The 15,076-nt window shown below is 74.0% G+C and carries 14 protein-coding genes; 7 read left to right on the forward strand and 7 right to left on the reverse strand.

The genetic code is table 11. From position 1 onward, the window contains the following. The first annotated feature begins 215 nt into the window (after positions 1 to 215). Positions 216 to 590 (forward strand): STAS domain-containing protein, encoded by a 375-nt coding sequence (locus tag AB1207_RS03475; RefSeq protein WP_367636390.1) that lies wholly within the window; start codon positions 216 to 218, stop codon positions 588 to 590. Between the two features lie 69 nt (positions 591 to 659). Here the strand turns inward: AB1207_RS03475 and fbaA are convergent, their stop codons facing one another. Next, the gene (gene fbaA / locus AB1207_RS03480) at positions 660 to 1,682 is read right to left on the reverse strand and encodes a class II fructose-bisphosphate aldolase (RefSeq protein WP_367636391.1); all 1,023 of its coding nucleotides are present in this window, start codon (positions 1,680 to 1,682) and stop codon (positions 660 to 662) included. A gap of 140 nt (positions 1,683 to 1,822) precedes the next feature. Between fbaA and AB1207_RS03485 the strand changes: the two genes are divergently transcribed. The 4 genes from AB1207_RS03485 to AB1207_RS03500 all read left to right on the forward strand — a co-directional run bounded on the left by AB1207_RS03485 (position 1,823) and on the right by AB1207_RS03500 (position 5,715). Continuing rightward, positions 1,823 to 2,389 carry a type 1 glutamine amidotransferase domain-containing protein gene (locus tag AB1207_RS03485; protein WP_367636392.1) on the forward strand — a complete coding sequence of 189 codons (567 nt, stop codon included), beginning with the start codon at positions 1,823 to 1,825 and terminating at the stop codon, positions 2,387 to 2,389. Continuing rightward, positions 2,386 to 3,390, forward strand: coding sequence for a TIGR03557 family F420-dependent LLM class oxidoreductase (locus AB1207_RS03490; RefSeq protein ID WP_367636393.1), 1,005 nt, complete (start codon positions 2,386 to 2,388; stop codon positions 3,388 to 3,390). Before AB1207_RS03485 ends, AB1207_RS03490 begins: the two co-directional genes overlap by 4 nt. 101 nt (positions 3,391 to 3,491) lie before the next feature. After that, a complete protein-coding gene (locus tag AB1207_RS03495; RefSeq protein WP_367636394.1) occupies positions 3,492 to 4,151 on the forward strand; it encodes a hypothetical protein in 660 nt (219 codons plus the stop codon). Between the two features lie 184 nt (positions 4,152 to 4,335). After that, positions 4,336 to 5,715, forward strand: coding sequence for a pyridoxal phosphate-dependent decarboxylase family protein (locus AB1207_RS03500; RefSeq protein WP_437178853.1), 1,380 nt, complete (start codon positions 4,336 to 4,338; stop codon positions 5,713 to 5,715). A 10-nt stretch (positions 5,716 to 5,725) separates the two neighbouring features. Here AB1207_RS03500 and AB1207_RS03505 read toward each other — a convergent pair whose 3' ends face one another. Genes AB1207_RS03505 through AB1207_RS03515 form a run of 3 tightly spaced genes read right to left on the reverse strand, consistent with a single transcriptional unit; the run spans position 5,726 to position 8,506 of the window. Further along, entirely contained in the window at positions 5,726 to 6,937 is a 1,212-nt protein-coding gene (locus AB1207_RS03505; protein WP_367636395.1) for an allantoate amidohydrolase, read from the reverse strand. Then, positions 6,930 to 8,066 carry an FAD-dependent oxidoreductase gene (locus AB1207_RS03510; protein WP_367636396.1) on the reverse strand — a complete coding sequence of 379 codons (1,137 nt, stop codon included), beginning with the start codon at positions 8,064 to 8,066 and terminating at the stop codon, positions 6,930 to 6,932. Before AB1207_RS03510 ends, AB1207_RS03505 begins: the two co-directional genes overlap by 8 nt. After that, entirely contained in the window at positions 8,063 to 8,506 is a 444-nt protein-coding gene (locus AB1207_RS03515) for a HutD/Ves family protein (protein WP_367636397.1), read from the reverse strand. The genes AB1207_RS03510 and AB1207_RS03515 overlap by 4 nt, the downstream gene beginning before the upstream one ends. A 137-nt stretch (positions 8,507 to 8,643) precedes the next feature. Here AB1207_RS03515 and AB1207_RS03520 point away from each other — a divergent pair, with 137 nt between their 5' ends. Then, positions 8,644 to 9,066 (forward strand): hypothetical protein, encoded by a 423-nt coding sequence (locus AB1207_RS03520; RefSeq protein WP_367636398.1) that lies wholly within the window; start codon positions 8,644 to 8,646, stop codon positions 9,064 to 9,066. A 58-nt stretch (positions 9,067 to 9,124) separates the two neighbouring features. Continuing rightward, on the forward strand, positions 9,125 to 10,147 hold the full coding sequence (locus AB1207_RS03525) for a CE1 family esterase (protein ID WP_367636399.1): 1,023 nt from the start codon (positions 9,125 to 9,127) through the stop codon (positions 10,145 to 10,147). A 41-nt stretch (positions 10,148 to 10,188) separates the two neighbouring features. Here the strand turns inward: AB1207_RS03525 and AB1207_RS03530 are convergent, their stop codons facing one another. The 3 genes from AB1207_RS03530 to AB1207_RS03540 all read right to left on the reverse strand — a co-directional run bounded on the left by AB1207_RS03530 (position 10,189) and on the right by AB1207_RS03540 (position 14,990). Continuing rightward, on the reverse strand, positions 10,189 to 13,050 hold the full coding sequence (locus tag AB1207_RS03530; RefSeq protein ID WP_367636400.1) for an FAD-binding and (Fe-S)-binding domain-containing protein: 2,862 nt from the start codon (positions 13,048 to 13,050) through the stop codon (positions 10,189 to 10,191). Between the two features lie 72 nt (positions 13,051 to 13,122). Further along, entirely contained in the window at positions 13,123 to 13,998 is an 876-nt protein-coding gene (locus AB1207_RS03535; RefSeq protein WP_367636401.1) for a hypothetical protein, read from the reverse strand. Next, entirely contained in the window at positions 13,995 to 14,990 is a 996-nt protein-coding gene (locus tag AB1207_RS03540; protein WP_367636402.1) for an SPFH domain-containing protein, read from the reverse strand. Before AB1207_RS03540 ends, AB1207_RS03535 begins: the two co-directional genes overlap by 4 nt. Positions 14,991 to 15,076: the final 86 nt, after the last annotated feature.

Consider the following 15,076-nt stretch of genomic DNA (forward strand, 5'->3'; position numbering starts at 1 on the left):
CGGCGCGGGTGCCGATCCGGCGTCGATAGCATGCAGGGGGGTCGGACGGACCGCGCGTCGAGGAGACGCCGGGGCGCCCGCCTCACCCGCGTGGTGCAAGACCGCGCGGGACGGTCGTCCGCTGCCTGAAGAGAGCCGGGCTCAGCGGTACAGGGTGCGGACCTTTCGGAGGACCCATGACGAACGACGCGACACCGCCGGGACAGGCGCCCCGGGTGCCCCAGGTGCGCTCGGTGGACCCGGGCTCGGTGCACGTCCTCTACGAACCCCGGGCCACCCGCGTGGTGCTCACCGGCGAGATCGACGCCGAACTCGGCCCCGACCTGCTCGAGGCCGCCGAGGACGCGCTGAGCTCCGGCCGTCCGCTGCAGGTCGACGCCCACCACGTGACCTTCATGGACTCGACCGGCCTCGCCTTCCTGGCACGGCTGGCCTCGCGGTCCAAGGCGCACCGGGTGACGCTCATCCGTCCCCCGGCCGTGGTGAAGTTCCTCATCGAGACGACGAACATCGTCCAGCTGCTCGACGTCGTCGACGAGGAGCCGGGCCTGAGCAGCGCCGCGGACGGGGACGGCCCGCAGCCCGCCTGACACCGGCCCCCAGCAGTCGGCCCCGCCCACCTTCCGGTGAGCGGGGCCGCGTGCTGTCCGGTCAGCGGGTCACTTGACCGACTTGCCCGCGCTGCGGAGGTTCTGCGCGGCCTCGACGACGCGCGCGGCCATGCCGGTCTCGCCGACCTTGCCCCACGCGCGCGGGTCGTACGCCTTCTTGTTGCCGACCTCGTCGTCGACCTTGAGGACGCCGTCGTAGTTGGTGAACATGTGGCCGACGATGGGGCGTGTGAACGCGTACTGGGTGTCGGTGTCGATGTTCATCTTGATGACCCCGTAGTCCACGGCGTCGCTGATCTCCTGGGCCGACGAGCCGGACCCGCCGTGGAAGACGAGGTCGAAGGGCTTGTCCTTGCCGACGCGCGAGCCGACCTCGTCCTGGATCTGCTTGAGGATCTCCGGGCGCAGCTTCACGCCGCCGGGCTTGTAGACGCCGTGCACGTTGCCGAACGTCAGGGCGGCCATGTACCGGCCCTTCTCGCCGGTGCCGAGCGCGTCGACGGTGGCCAGGGCGTCCTCGACCGTCGTGTACAGCTTGTCGTTGATCTCGTGGGCGACGCCGTCCTCCTCGCCCCCGACGACGCCGATCTCGACCTCGAGGACGATCCTGGCGGCGGCGGCCTGGGCCAGGAGCTCCTGGGCGATCTGCAGGTTCTCCTCCAGCGGCACGGCCGAGCCGTCCCACATGTGCGACTGGAACAGCGGGTCGCGACCGCTCTTGACGCGCTCGGCGGAGATCGCGAGCAGCGGGCGGACGAACCCGTCGAGCTTGTCCTTGGGGCAGTGGTCGGTGTGCAGCGCGATGTTGACGTCGTACGCCTTGGCGACGTGGTGGGCGTACTCGGCCAGCGCCTGCGAGCCCAGGACCATGTCCTTGACCGTGGTGCCGGACAGGAACTCGGCCCCGCCGGTGGAGACCTGCACGATGCCGTCGCTCTCGGCCTCGGCGAAGCCGCGGATGGCCGCGTTCAACGTGATCGAGGAGGAGATGTTGATGGCCGGGTAGGCGAAGGAACCGGCCTTCGCGCGGTCCAGCATCTCGGCGTAGACGTCCGGGGTGGCGATGGGCATGGGGGGCACTCCTCCGTGCGACGGCTCTGGCAGGGGTGATCCTTCCACGCCCGCAGCGCCGCTGGCAGTGGCCCCGCCACCGGCGTGCACGGCACCCGCTCCCGGATGCCGACCCCCGCCCGCGGTGCGAGCGTGGCGGCATGACGGACGCAACGTTCACGGGCAAGCTCACGGGCAAGAAGATCGCGTTCCTCGTCGCGGGCGAGGGCATCGAGCAGGTCGAGCTGACGGAACCGTGGAAGGCGGTGCAGGAGGCCGGCGGCGAGCCGGTGCTGTTGTCCCTGGAGCCCGGCACGGTCCAGGCGTTCGACCACCTCGACAAGGCCGACACCTTCGACGTGGACGTCGTCGTCGACGACGCCAGCCCGTCGGAGTACGCCGCCCTCGTCCTGCCCGGCGGCGTCGCGAACCCCGACGCCCTGCGCACCTCGCGCTCCGCGGTGACCTTCGTCCAGCAGTTCGCTGCCTCCACGCGGCCCATCGCCGCCATCTGCCACGCGCCGTGGACGCTGGCCGAGGCCGACGTGCTGACGGGCCGGCGGATGACGTCGTGGCCCTCCCTGCAGACGGACCTGCGCAACGCGGGCGCCGAGTGGGTCGACGAGGAGGTCGTCGTGGACCGCAACGGCCCCGGCCCCCTGGTGACGAGCCGCAACCCCGACGACCTGCCGGCGTTCAACCGCGCGCTGCTGGAGGCGTTGTCGTGAGCGCGCCCGGCATCGGCTACACCTGCATGAGCGAGCAGTCCGACCCGCGCTGGCTCGTCCGCGACGCCCGTGCGGCCGAGGAGGCGGGGTTCGACACCGTCGTGTTCTCCGACCACGCCTCGCCGTGGCTGACGTCGCAGGGCCACGCGCCGTACGCCTGGTCGGTCCTCGGCGCGGTGGCCGCCACGACGTCGCGCGTGGAACTCATGACGTACGTGACGTGCCCGACGGTCCGGTACCACCCCGCGATCGTCGCCCAGAAGGCCGCGACGGTGCAGATCCTGTCCGAGGGACGCTTCGTCCTCGGCCTGGGGTCGGGCGAGAACCTCAACGAGCACGTCGTCGGCCACGGCTGGCCCGCCGTCGAGGAACGCCAGGACATGCTCGTCGAGGCGTGCGAGATCATCTCGAACCTCTTCGACGGCGACCTGCTCACCTACGCGGGTGAGTACTTCCGCGTCGACTCCCACCGGTTGTGGGACGTCCCCGAGCACCGGGTGCCGATCGCCGTGGCGATCAGCGGGGAGAAGTCCGCCACGCGGTTCTCCCCCCTGGCCGACCACGCCATCGCGGTCGAACCCGACGCGGCGCTGAAGGCCTGGGACGCAGCCCGGGAGACCGGCCAGCAGCCCAGCCGGAAGATCGGGCAGATGCCCGTCAGCTGGGGTTCGGACAAGGACGCCGCGATCGCCCGCGCCCACGAGCAGTTCCGCTGGTTCGCCGGCGGCTGGAAGGTGAACGCCGACCTCCCGACAACGGCGGGTTTCGCCGGGGCCACGCAGTTCGTGCGGCCGGAGGACGTCGCCGGGCAGATCCCCTGCGGGAACGACGTGGACGCCGTCGTCGAGGCGGCGTCGGCGTACTTCGAGGCGGGCTTCACCGACCTCGCCCTCGTCCAGATCGGCGGTGAGCACCAGGAGGAGTTCCTGGCGGCCGCGAAGTCCGACATCATCCCGGCGCTGCGCGAGGCGGCCCAGGGATCGGACCCCTCCCCGAGCTGACGGGGAACCCCCGGGGCCCGGTGGGCGTTGTCCACGACGAGAGAACTCCTCAGGACCACCGCGGTCGCCTGGTCCCGGGGCGGGCGGTGAGGAGGGTCGTGGTGCGGTCGGACGTCACAGCCCGCTGGTCGCTGCGGGCCGGTGCTGCGGTGGCGGGCACGGTCGCCACCGTCGTGGCGGTCGTGGGGGCCGTGGGCACCCCCGCCACCGTCCTCCTCTCGGCCGCGCTCGTGAGCCTGGTGCTGCTCGTCCTGCCGGCCGTGACGACGCCGGAGTCCGCCCGTCGCCCGCAGACTCGACGCCGTACGCGCGGGCTGCTGCTGGCCGCCGCCGCGGTGGGCCCGCTGGTGGCGGGAGCGCACGCGGCCGGCGTCCCGTCCCGGCTGCTCTCCGCCGCCGTCCTCGGCCTCGGGTCGGCCGTCGTCGTGCGGTGGTTGCTGTCGTGGGAGGCGTCGGCCGCCCCCGCCCGTCGGGACGTCACCCCTGCCCCGCCCGTCGACGTGCGACAGAGCCCCGACGCCCTCGCCGACCTGTTCGGGGTCCTGCCGCTGGAGGCCCTCTTCGCCGAGTGGCGGGCCCTGCGCACGGCGTCGGAGGGTGCTCCGGGGGCTGAGCGGGAGCGGCTCGTGGGAGCGCTGAGCCTGCTGCTCACCGAGCTGCACCGGCGCGACCCCGAGGCCGCACGTCGGTGGCTCGACGAGAGCCCCACCGACCCACCGGACCGCTGGTTCGACGACGAACCCCGGGGCCAGGCCGCGTGAGGCGCGCAACGGACCACCCGCCCCGCCCGGCGAGACGGTGCATCCGTTGCGCGTGCGCGCACGCCAGGCGTCTTGAGCCTCCCTGCACGCACCCCTAGCGTGGTGGTGGAGCCGGCACCCGCCGCGGTCCGTCCCCGTCCCGTCCGGCGCCGTGTGGCCCCGGACGCCCACCGAGAGCTGGCCGATGCACGACGAGACCCCCGCGGGCACGTCCGCGCGCATGCACGAGACGACCACCGAGAACGAGGCGGCCCTCGACCTCGTGCTCGACTACTCCCGCAAGCGGTTGACGGCGCGCGACCTGCCTCTGGACAAGTCCGTCAGCAGCGCCGACCTGCGCCGTCTCGCACCGCCGGCCGTCACCGAGGACGGCATCGGTGCCGCCCGGGCGCTGGCCGTGTTCGAGCACGTGCTGGCGCCCGCCTGCATCACGACCGACCACCCGCGCTACCTGTCGTTCATCCCCTCCGCGCCCTCCAAGGCCGCCGCGGCCTTCGACATCGTCGTCTCGGCGAGCGCCCTCTACGGGGGTTCCTGGCTCGAGGGGGCCGGGGCCGTGCACGCCGAGAACGAGGTGCTGCGCTGGCTCGCCGACGAGTTCGGGCTGCCCGCCGGTTCCGGCGGGGTCTTCGTCCAGGGCGGGACCCTCGGCAACCTCTCCGCGCTCGTCGCCGCCCGGGAGGACGCCCGTGGTCGAGGGACCGCGCCGGGTCGCTGGGCCGTCGTCTGCAGCGCCGAGGCGCACTCCTCGATCGCGTCGGCCGCCCGGGTCATGGACGTCGACGTCGTGGCCGTGGCTCCGGGCGAGGACGGCGTCCTGCGCGGCGACGCCGTCCGCGCAGCCCTCGACGAGCACGGCGAGCGGGTGTTCGCGGTGGTGGCCACCGCGGGGTCCACGAACTTCGGCATCGTCGACGACCTGGCCGGCATCGCCGAGGTCACCACCGAGCGCGGGACCTGGTTGCACGTCGACGGCGCCTACGGTCTGGCCGGCAGGCTGTCGACGCGGCGCCGCGAGGTGTTCGCCGGCCTCGAGCACGCCGACTCCGTCATCGTGGACCCGCACAAGTGGTTGTTCGCACCGTTCGACGCGTGCGCGCTCATCTACCGCGACCCTGAACGCGGGCGTCGCGCCCACACCCAGCACGCCGAGTACCTCGACACCCTGACCGAGACGAAGGACTGGAGCCCCTCGGACTTCGCCGCCCACCTCACCCGGCGTCCGCGCGGGCTGCCGACGTGGTTCTCGCTGGCGACCTACGGGGTCCGGGCCTACCGGGAGGCGATCGACGCGGCCATCGACCTGGCGGCCGAGATCGGCCGGGTCATCGCCGGGCGCCCGGAACTGTCCCTCGTGCGCGAGCCGCAGTTGTCCGTCGTGGTGTTCGAGCGCGTGGGCTGGACGAAGGCCGACTACGACGCCTGGTCGGCGCGGCTGCTGGACGAGCAGCTCGCGTTCGTGACGCCGAGCAGCCACCGGGGCCGCCCCAACGCGCGGTTCGCGATCGTCAACCCGCGCACGACGATCGAGGACCTCACCGCGATCCTGGACACGATGAGCTGACCGCGCGGCCTCACACCAGGAGGTCGGCCAGCACGTCGGCGAGGGCGACGGACCCGAGTTCGGCGTCGTCGTCGGTGCAGAACTCCTCGGGCGAGTGCGAGACACCCGTGGGGTTCCGGGTGAAGAGCATGGCGGTCGGGACCCGCTCGGCCAGGACGCCCGCGTCGTGACCCGCGCCGGTCGCGAGCAGCGGCGCGCCGGGCAGGACCCCGGACAACCTGCGGGACAGGGGGACGTCGAAGTCGACGGTCGGGCTGAGGGACTCCTCGCGGACGTCCACGGTGCAGCCCTCGGCGGCCGCGAGCCCGGTTGCGCGCCGGGAGACCTCGGCGACGACGGCCGCGGTCACCGCGTCCTCGGGGTGACGCACGTCGAGCCAGAGGTCGACGCGGGAGGCGATGACGTTCGTCCCGCCCGGCACCGGGTTCAGCCGTCCCACCGTCGCCCGCGTCCCGGGGTGCGCGGCGGCGACCTCCCGGGCGGCCGCGACGACGAGGGCCGCCACGAGCAGCGGGTCGTGGCGGTCGGCGAGCAGGGTCGTCCCGGCGTGGTTCCCCTGACCGTGGACCGTGAACCGCCACCGCCCGTGCCCGATGACGGACGACGCGACGGCCACGGGGGCGCCGAGGTCGACGAGGCCCCGGCCCTGTTCGACGTGGAGTTCCACGAAGCAGCCGATGCGGGCCAACGCCTCGTCGTCACGTCCGAAACCCGCCGGGTCGAGCCCGGCGCCGCGGGCGACGTCCGCGAAGGTGTTCCCGTCGGGGTCGGTGAGGGCGAGCGCGCGCTCGGGGGCGATCGCCCCCGTCAGCAACCGCGAGCCGAGGCACGCGACGCCGAACCGGGACCCCTCCTCCTCCGGGAACACCGCCAGCCCCAGGGGCCGGACGGGTTCCACCCCGCGCTCGCGGACCAGGTCGAGGGAGCGCAAGGCGGAGGCGACTCCGAGCGGCCCGTCGAAGGCGCCGCCCCCCGGGACCGAGTCGAGGTGGCTGCCGGTGACGACGGCGTCCCGCAGCGGCACCCCGGCGGGGTTCCACCACGCCCAGACGACGCCGTTCCGGTCGGTCTCGCTCTCGAGGCCGCGGCGGCCGAGTTCGGCGCGGTACCACTCGAGCAGTTCACGTTCCGCGCTCGCGAAGACGGGTCGGGAGTACCCACCGCGCACGGGGTCGCGGCCCGTGTCGGCGATGGCGGCCAGCAGCTGCGCGGTCTCAGGCACGGGCCGAACCTACCCGGAACCGGTCCGGCACGGACGCCGCACCGGATCCCGCCCGCAGGGCGACGTCGGCCGCGAGCTGGCCGAGGACGGGCGCGAACTTGGCGCCGTGCCCCGAGCACGGGGACACGACGGTCACCCCGTCGGCCTCGTCGACGACGAAGTCCTCGGTGGGGGTGTTCGTGAACAGGCACGTCGTCTCGGCGTACGGCTCCGGAACGAGGCCGGGCAGGAACCGGCGCACGTGTTCCACGACCCGCTCCCGGTTGGCGGGGTCGACGCGGCCCGTCCGCGCCGCGGCGGAGCCGATGGCCCGCCCCGCGGCGAACTCGGCCACCTTCTGCCCCCGGAAGTGCGCGTCGCGTCCGCCGGGCAGCGCGTAGACGCAGATCTCGTCGCGGTCGTGGATGAGCGTGGGCCACTCGTCCGCGCCGTCCCGGTAGGGGAAGTGGAACGCGTTCTCCTCCGTCACCCGCAGCGGCGGCAGGGCGGCGAGGAACCCGCTCGGCAGCCCCAGGTCACCGAGGAGGTCGGGCAGCCAGCCGCCCGCCGCGACGACGACACGACCGGCCGACAGGGTGCGCCCGTCCTCGGCGTGCGCGGTGAACCCCGCCCCGGTCCGCTCCAGCCGCCGCAGCGGCCACCCGGTGAGCACCTCCGCCCCGAGCGCCTGCGCCGCCGACACCATCGTCGTGACGGTGGACTCGGCGTCCAGCACGCCGCCGGCCCGGTGCAGGAGGACGTCGGTGTCGAACGCGATGTGCGGCCAGCGGTCGCGGGCGTCGTCCCGGGACAGCAGTTCGTGCTCGACACCCGCGGAGGCCAGGACTGCCGCCAGCCCGTGCGGGCCGCGCCGTGCCCCGAAGTCCAGTGCTCCGCAGCGCTGCACGAGGTCGGACCCGTGCAGCGCGGACAGTTCCGCCCAGCCGGGTTCGCCGGCGCCGACGAGGTCGACGTACACCCGCTCGGGGTAGGCGTAGCGGAAGATGCGCGCCGAGCCGTGCGAACTGCCGCGCTCGGACGCCGGCACGTCGCGCTCGACGAGGGTCACCGAGAACCCGCGCTGCGCCAGCCGCCAGGCGGCCGAGGCACCCGCCAACCCGGCGCCGACGACGAGGAACTCCGAACTCACGAGACCGCCTCCACCACGACGGCGCGTCGCGCGAGGTCTCCGGCAGCGACGGCGACGTGGGACTGCAACGTGGACAGGTCGACGGCCACCACGGCCTGCTCGGGGACGCCGACCCGCACCTGGGCCTCGTGCGGACGCGTCGTCATGACGTTGACGGCCGTGACGTCGCCGTCCGGCTCGGCGGTGACGGCGGCTTCCCCGGCGAACCGGAGGAGGTCCCCGGGCCCGAGGCGGTGCACCCGGCCCTCGACCGTCAGCACGAGCTGTCCGCGGGCCACCACGACCGTGCGGTCCACCCCCGGGAAGACGGAGAACGGCCCGGGCGCGGTGATCGTGGCGATGCTGAGCCGCCACCGCTCGTCGCGGTGCACCTCCCGCGTCGTGCCGAGCCCGTTGCGCCAGGGCACGTCCGGGAGTTCCTCGTAGGTGACCGTCCGCACGGGACCAGGATGCCCCCTCGCGCCGCGGGGCGGTTCCCCGGGGCTTGACCCGGGTACGGCGCGCGGTCCACCCTGTCACCGGTCAACCCGCGCCCGGGGGCTTCGTCCCCCGGTCCGTCGAGTGCGCGGGTCCTCGAGTGCACCGCCACACCGCGCTGACCCCGGTCAGCCTGCGCCTGTTCGTCGTCCTCCGCGTCCTGCTCCACGTCAAGGAGCTGCCGCACCGCCCGAAACCCACCGTCGGTGACGACGTGACGTGGTTCCTGCGGGTCCGCCCCTCCCCCGCCGAGTTCGGTCCCGTCGTGCGCCACGCGACGTGCGATCCCGCCCCCGGCGGCGTGGAGACCACGGGTTTCCCGATCCGCATCCGGCTCGTGAACTGGGCACTGTCCGGTCCCTCCGACGACCGCCGTCCCGTGCCCGGTTCCCTGGAACTCCGCGACGTCCACCGTCCCCCCAAGAACCTCCGGAACGGTCGCGACCGCCGCGACACCCACCTCCTCGTGGACCTCGCCGTCCGACGGACGAACTCCGGTTCCGACGGGCCGGCGGGGCGTTGACACGGTTTCACAGGGCACGCAAAGATCGCCGGACCGATCCAGGACGAAGGAGTCCACCGTGTCCCGTCGAACCTCGCTCGCCCTCGCCGCGGTCGCCGTCGTGGCGGTGGCGGCGTCCACCGCCAGCAGTGCCGGTGCCGCGCCGGCGACACCCGCTCCACGGGCGGCCGCGTGCACGCCCACGTTGCCGCCGGGGACGCAGACCGTGCCGATCCGCTTCGCGGGTGCCACCACCGACGTCCAGGTGTTCGTCCCCTCGCACCGCCCGACGCGCGTCCCGCTCGTCCTCGACCTGCACGGCAGCAGTTCCAACGGCCCGACCCAGGCCGGCATCAGCGACCTGAAGGCCGTCGCCGAGCGGGAAGGGTTCGTCGTGGCCAACCCCACGGCAGCCATCGAGCTCCCGCCGACGGACCCGCCCCTGGCTGGAGGGAGCTGGGCCTGGAACGTGCCGGGCGTTCCCACGACCGCCGGTCAGTTCCCACCGGCGGGCGCCCGGGACGACGTCGCCTTCCTCTCCGCCCTGCTCGACCAGCTCGGGGCTGCGGCCTGCGTCGACACCCGTCGCACCTACGCAACGGGCTACTCCGGCGGGGGACGCATGGCCTCCGCCCTGGCCTGCGAAGTGTCCGACCGGATCGCGGCCATCGCCCCGGTCGCCGGGCTGCGCGCCGGACGCCCGGCGCCGGACGAGGTGTCCGTACCGGAGGTCCAGGGCTGCACGCCACGGGAACCCGTCGCGGTGCTCACGTTCCACGGCACCGCTGACGGGGTGAACCCGTACGACGGCAGCGACGACCTGCGCTGGGGGTACTCCGCCCCCGTCGCGGCGCAGACCTGGGCGCGGCTCAACGACTGCCGCACCGGACCGCTCCGCACGACGCTCACCGAGCACGTCACCGTCACGACGTACACCCGGTGCGCAGGGGGTGCCGACGTGGAGTTCCAGCGCATCGTCGGCGGTGGTCACACCTGGCCGGGCGCCGACGAACCGGAAGGACCGCTCGGGCCCATCACGCAGGAGGTCGACGCGTCCGAGACGATGTGGGCGTTCTTCGAGGCGCACCCGAAGCACGTCTGACCGGTGGTGCGTCCCCGAGAACCGGGGGCGCACCACCTCTCTCAGTCCGGGAGGGCGTCGGCGAGGATCTCGGCGAGGTGCTTCGGCCGCACCCCGGCCAAGTTGTCCGCCTGCGTGCGGCACGAGTACCCGTCGGCCACGACGAGCGCGTCACCGCGCTCGCGCAGGGCGGGCAGCAGCTTGTGCTCGGCGACCTTCACCGACACCTCGTGGTGCCCCTTCTCGGCCCCGAAGTTCCCCGCGAGACCGCAGCAGCCGGACAGGACCTGCGCGTCCACGCCCGCCTTGGCCAGCAACCGCTCGTCGGGGCCGAAACCCATCGTCGCGTGCTGGTGGCAGTGCGGCTGCACGACGGCCTTCTGGTCCACACGCGGCGGGATCCAGTCCGGGCGCTGCTCGGCGATGAGTTCGGCGAGCGTCTTGACCCTCTTCTCCAGCGCTTGGGCGCGGGGGTCGTCGGGCAGGAGTTCCGCGGCGTCCTCGCGCAGCAGCGACGTGCACGACGGTTCCAGACCCACGACGGGGACGGCGGAGTTCCCCAGCGCGTCGAGGGATGACCGCAACTGCCGCTTGGCACCGTCGAGCTGACCGGTCGAGACCCACGTGAGCCCGCAGCAGACCTGCTTCTCCGTCAGCCGCACCGAGAACCCCAGGTGCTCCAGCAGCTTCACCGCCGCCTTGCCCACCTCGGGAGAGAAGTGCTCGGTGAAGGAGTCGACCCACAGCAGCACCGGCTGACCCGGAACCTCGGGCCGCCGGGCGAACCAGGCGCGGAACGTCTCCTCCGCGAACGCCGGCAGCGGCCGGTTCTGGTCCACCCCGCCGAGGGCCCGCGCCGTCCACGCCAGCGCCGGCACCGACGTCAGCCGGTTCACGACCTTCGGCGCGATGGACGCCAGCTTCGACCAGCGCGGCAACCAGCCCAGCAGGTAGTGGTTCATCGGCCGCAACCGGCCGGCGTAGAACTTGTCGAGGAACTCGGCCTTGTAGGTCGGCATGTCCACGCCGGCGGGGCAGTCGGCGCTGCACCCCTTGCAGGACAGGCAGAGGTCCAGGACGTCCTTGACCTCCTGCGAGCGCCAGCCGTCGGTGACGAGGGTGCCGTTGGCCATCTCCTGCAACAGCCGCGCCCGGCCGCGGGTGGAGTCCTTCTCGTCGCCCGTCGCCAGGTAGGAGGGGCACATGACGCCGCCGGAGTCGGCGCGGCACTTCCCGACGCCGACGCACCGGTGGACGGCGCGGGTCAGGTCGCCCTCGTCGCGCGAGTACGCGAACTTGAGCGGCATTCCGAGCGCGTGCGCCGGGCGCGCCGTGGGGACCCGCAGGTCGGCGGCGACGTCGGCCGGGCGGACGATGACGCCGGGGTTCAGCAGGTCGGCCGGGTCGAAGGCGCGCTTGACCTGCTCGAAGGCGGTGATCGCCTCGGCGTCGTACATGAGCGGCAGCAACCCGCCGCGGGCGCGGCCGTCGCCGTGCTCCCCGGACAGCGACCCGCCGTGGCGGGCGACGAGGCGGGCAGCGTCCTCCAGGAACGCCTTGGCGGCCGCGCCGCCGCCGTCCTCGTACAGGGGGAAGTCGATGCGGACGTGGATGCAGCCGTCGCCGAAGTGCCCGTACGCCAGCCCGTCCACACCGTGGGAGGCCATGAGGGCGTCGAACTCGCGCAGGTAGTCCCCCAGCTTCGCCGGGGGGACGGCCGCGTCCTCCCACCCCGGCCACGCGGGCTGCCCCTCGGGGGAACGCCCGGCGAGGCCGGCGCCGTCCTCGCGGATGCGCCACAGCTTCTTCGCCTCGGCCGCGGTCGGGATGACGACGGAGTCCAGCGCGCGGGAGTCGGCGACCATCGCGCGGGCCGCCGCGAGGGACTCCTGCGGGGTTTCGCCCCCCATCTCGACGAACAGCCAGCCGTTGCCGCTCGGCAGGCCGTCGACGGAACCGCCGCGCCGCACGACGACGTCGGCGAGGCGGCGGTCGATGCCCTCGACGGCGAGCGGGGAGTGCTCCAGCAGGAAGGGCGTCGCGTCGGCGGCCTCGTGCATCGAGTCGTACCCGAGCACGACGAACGTCGTCGACGGCGACTGCCGGACGAGGCGGACCCGGGCCCGCAGGATCGTGGCCAGGGTCCCCTCGGACCCCGTGAGCAGGCGCGCGAGCGCCGTCCCGGTGGGTCCGCCGGTCTCGGGCAGCAGGTGTTCGAGGGCGTACCCGGAGACCTGGCGGCCGAACGTCCCGAACGTCGTGCGGATCAGCCCCAGGTGCGCCGAGGCGACGGAGCGCAGCTCCTCGAGCAGCTCGGCGGGCGGGGCGTCGGTCCAGTACCGGCGGCCGTGCCCGTCGAGGACCTCGAGCGCGACGACGTTGTGCGACGTGCGCCCGTAGGCCAGCGCGTGCGAGCCGCAGGCGTCGTTGCCGATCATCCCGCCGACGGTGCAGCGGGCGTGGGTGGAGGGGTCCGGCCCGAAGCGGAGCCCGTGCGGGGCCGCCTCGCGCTGCAGGTCGTCGAGGATGACGCCCGGCTCGATCAGCGCCGTCATGCCCTCGGCGTCGATCTCCAGGACGCGGTGCAGGTGCCGGGAGAAGTCGAGGACGACGCCGGGTCCGATGGCGTTCCCGGCCACGGACGTGCCGGCGCCGCGGGAGGTGAAGGGGACGCCGAGCTCGCGGCAGACGCCCCAGGCGGCGACGACGTCCTCGACCGTGCGGGGGAAGACGACGACGAGCGGGACGACGCGGTAGTTCGACGCGTCGGTCGTGTACTCGGCGCGGCGGCGGCTGGACGCGTCGACGGTCCCCGACCCCGGGGTCGTCCCCAGGGCGGCGTCGAGCGCGGCGACCAGCTCCGCGGTCGTGGTGGTCGTCGCCTCCGGCGTGGCCTGGGCGCGCGCGTCGTCGATGAGGGTCACGTCCTCAGTGTGCCGCCGCCGGGAGGGTGCTCCGACACGGAGTCGGACCTCACCTGGGACGTCACCGGGGCCTCAGCGCAGCAGCGCGAGGCGCCGCGGGCTCACCGTGACCGTGATCCGCTGGCCGCGGCTGACGGTCAGCCGGTCGTCCTCGAGGCCGTCGCCGAAGACGACGAGTTCGTCGGACAGGACGTCGAGGGTGAGGGGTTCGTCGCGGACGGCACCGGCGACGAGGTCGGCGCCCGTGGTCCGGGACGGCCAGGCCTCGCGCACGAACCAGGCCAGCGAGGCGTCGGTCGGTGCCGGGAGACCCGCGCGCCCCCGGGACAGCGAGGCGAGCCACCCCGTCGCCCCCGTGCCCGTCCCCGTGACGACCCCGCTGGAGGCCTGCTCCTCGCGCCGGCCGCCCGCGCCGAGGACGTACCGGGCGGTCTGGTGGCTGCGGTGGCCGACGAACACCTCGTTGAGGGCGTGCAGCTCCTGCCCGTCGTCGGTGCTCGCCCGGACCATCGTCCGGGCTTCGCACACTCCTCCGGACAGGCTGCGGTGCAGCAGGTCCCGCGCGGCGGACGCGGGGTGCGGGACGAGCACGCCGGCGTTGCGGCCCGGCGCGGGGTCGATGCCGACGACGACCTGGCCGGACAGGTACTTCGCGACGTTGGCCACGAGGCCGTCCTGCCCGACGACCACGACGACGTCCTCGGGGGCGAAGAGGAAGCGGGACAGGTCGGCCCGTTCGACGGTCCCGGTCCGCCAGTCGACCGGCACGGCGGCCGCGACGGTGGCGAGGGCCCGGCGCTGCTGCTCGTCGGCCTCCTCCAGCTCGTCGAGGGATCGCCCACGGGTGCGGAGGAAGAAGTCGGCGGCGCCGGGGGTGCCGTGCCGGGCGACGGCTTCGGCGTAGGCGGTGCGGCGGTGCACGAGGACGGCGCGGGGCGCGAGGCTCACGGCTGCACCAGCTTCGCGAGGGCGCCGGTGACGACGTCGGGGGTCAGGACGAGCGTCCCGACGTTCGGCAGCTGCCCGGCGAACTCGCGCAGCGCGAGGGTCAGGAGCACCTCGGGCGGCGTGCCGGCGATGGCGGCCATGCGGGCGGCCTCGGCCCCGGCGTCCGCCTCGCCCTGGAGACGGCGCGCGGCGGCGCGGGCCTGGGCGAGCCGCTCCTCGCGCTCGGCCTCGGCGGTCGTGCGGATGGCGTCGGCGGCCGCGGCGTCCTCGACGCTGCGGCGCTGGTTGGCGCCCTTCTGCGCGACGAGCTGCTCCTCGCGCTGGGCCAGCGCGATCTTGTTCTGCAGTTCGTTCTCGCTGATGGCCCGCTCCCGCTCCACGGCCAGGGCCCGGCGCTCGGCCGTGGCCCGGTCGGCCTCGGTCTGCAGCTGCTCGCGGGTGGGGGTGCCGAGGGCCTTCTCGACGTCGGGGTCGGGCCGGACGGCCACGACGCGGGCGTCGACGAGGGCGAGTCCGGTCTGGGCGAGGCGGCTGTCGGCGAGCAGGCCGGCGGTGATGCGTTCGCGGGTCAGCGTCACGCCGGTGACGAGCACGTCCCGCAGGGGCATGCCGGCGAGGACGTCGAGGACGTGTTGCTGGGCGGTCTCGGTGAGCAGCCCGGCGATCTGCTGCAGCGGGGCCGAGCGCCAACGGCCGGTGGCGGGGTCGAGGGAGAAGTCGACGCGGGTGGCCGCGAGCTCGGGGTCCTCGATGCGGAAGGTGACGGTGGCCTGGACGGTGACGTCGACGAAGTCGGCCGTGCGGGCGTGCAGGAGCAGCGGCAGCTCGCGGTCGTCGACGGGCAGCTCGGACAGCGTCGCGCTCAGCGGCCGGAACCAGAACGCCTGGCCGGTGCCGGAGTGGGCGACCTTGCCGCCGCGGTGGTGGATGACGTGCGTGGTGGGGGTGCTGCGCAGGTGCCGGGCGAAGGGGTAGCGGGTGATGTCGGCCATGACTGCCTCCTGTGTCGGGGTGTGCGGCGACTCGTTGTCGTCGAGATGACGATAAGCCCTCCCGACCCCTTGTCGTCAAGTCGACG

Origin of the sequence: Kineococcus endophyticus, assembly GCF_040796495.1 — a bacterium.
GTDB classification, from domain to species: domain Bacteria; phylum Actinomycetota; class Actinomycetes; order Actinomycetales; family Kineococcaceae; genus Kineococcus; species Kineococcus endophyticus.

Coding starts and splice junctions, on each gene's coding strand:
- fbaA (WP_367636391.1), bottom strand. CDS start 1,682: ATGCCCATCGCCACCCCGGACGTCTACGCCGAGATGCTGGACCGCGCG.
- AB1207_RS03485 (WP_367636392.1), top strand. CDS start 1,823: ATGACGGACGCAACGTTCACGGGCAAGCTCACGGGCAAGAAGATCGCG.
- AB1207_RS03500 (WP_437178853.1), top strand. CDS start 4,336: ATGCACGACGAGACCCCCGCGGGCACGTCCGCGCGCATGCACGAGACG.
- AB1207_RS03540 (WP_367636402.1), bottom strand. CDS start 14,990: ATGGCCGACATCACCCGCTACCCCTTCGCCCGGCACCTGCGCAGCACC.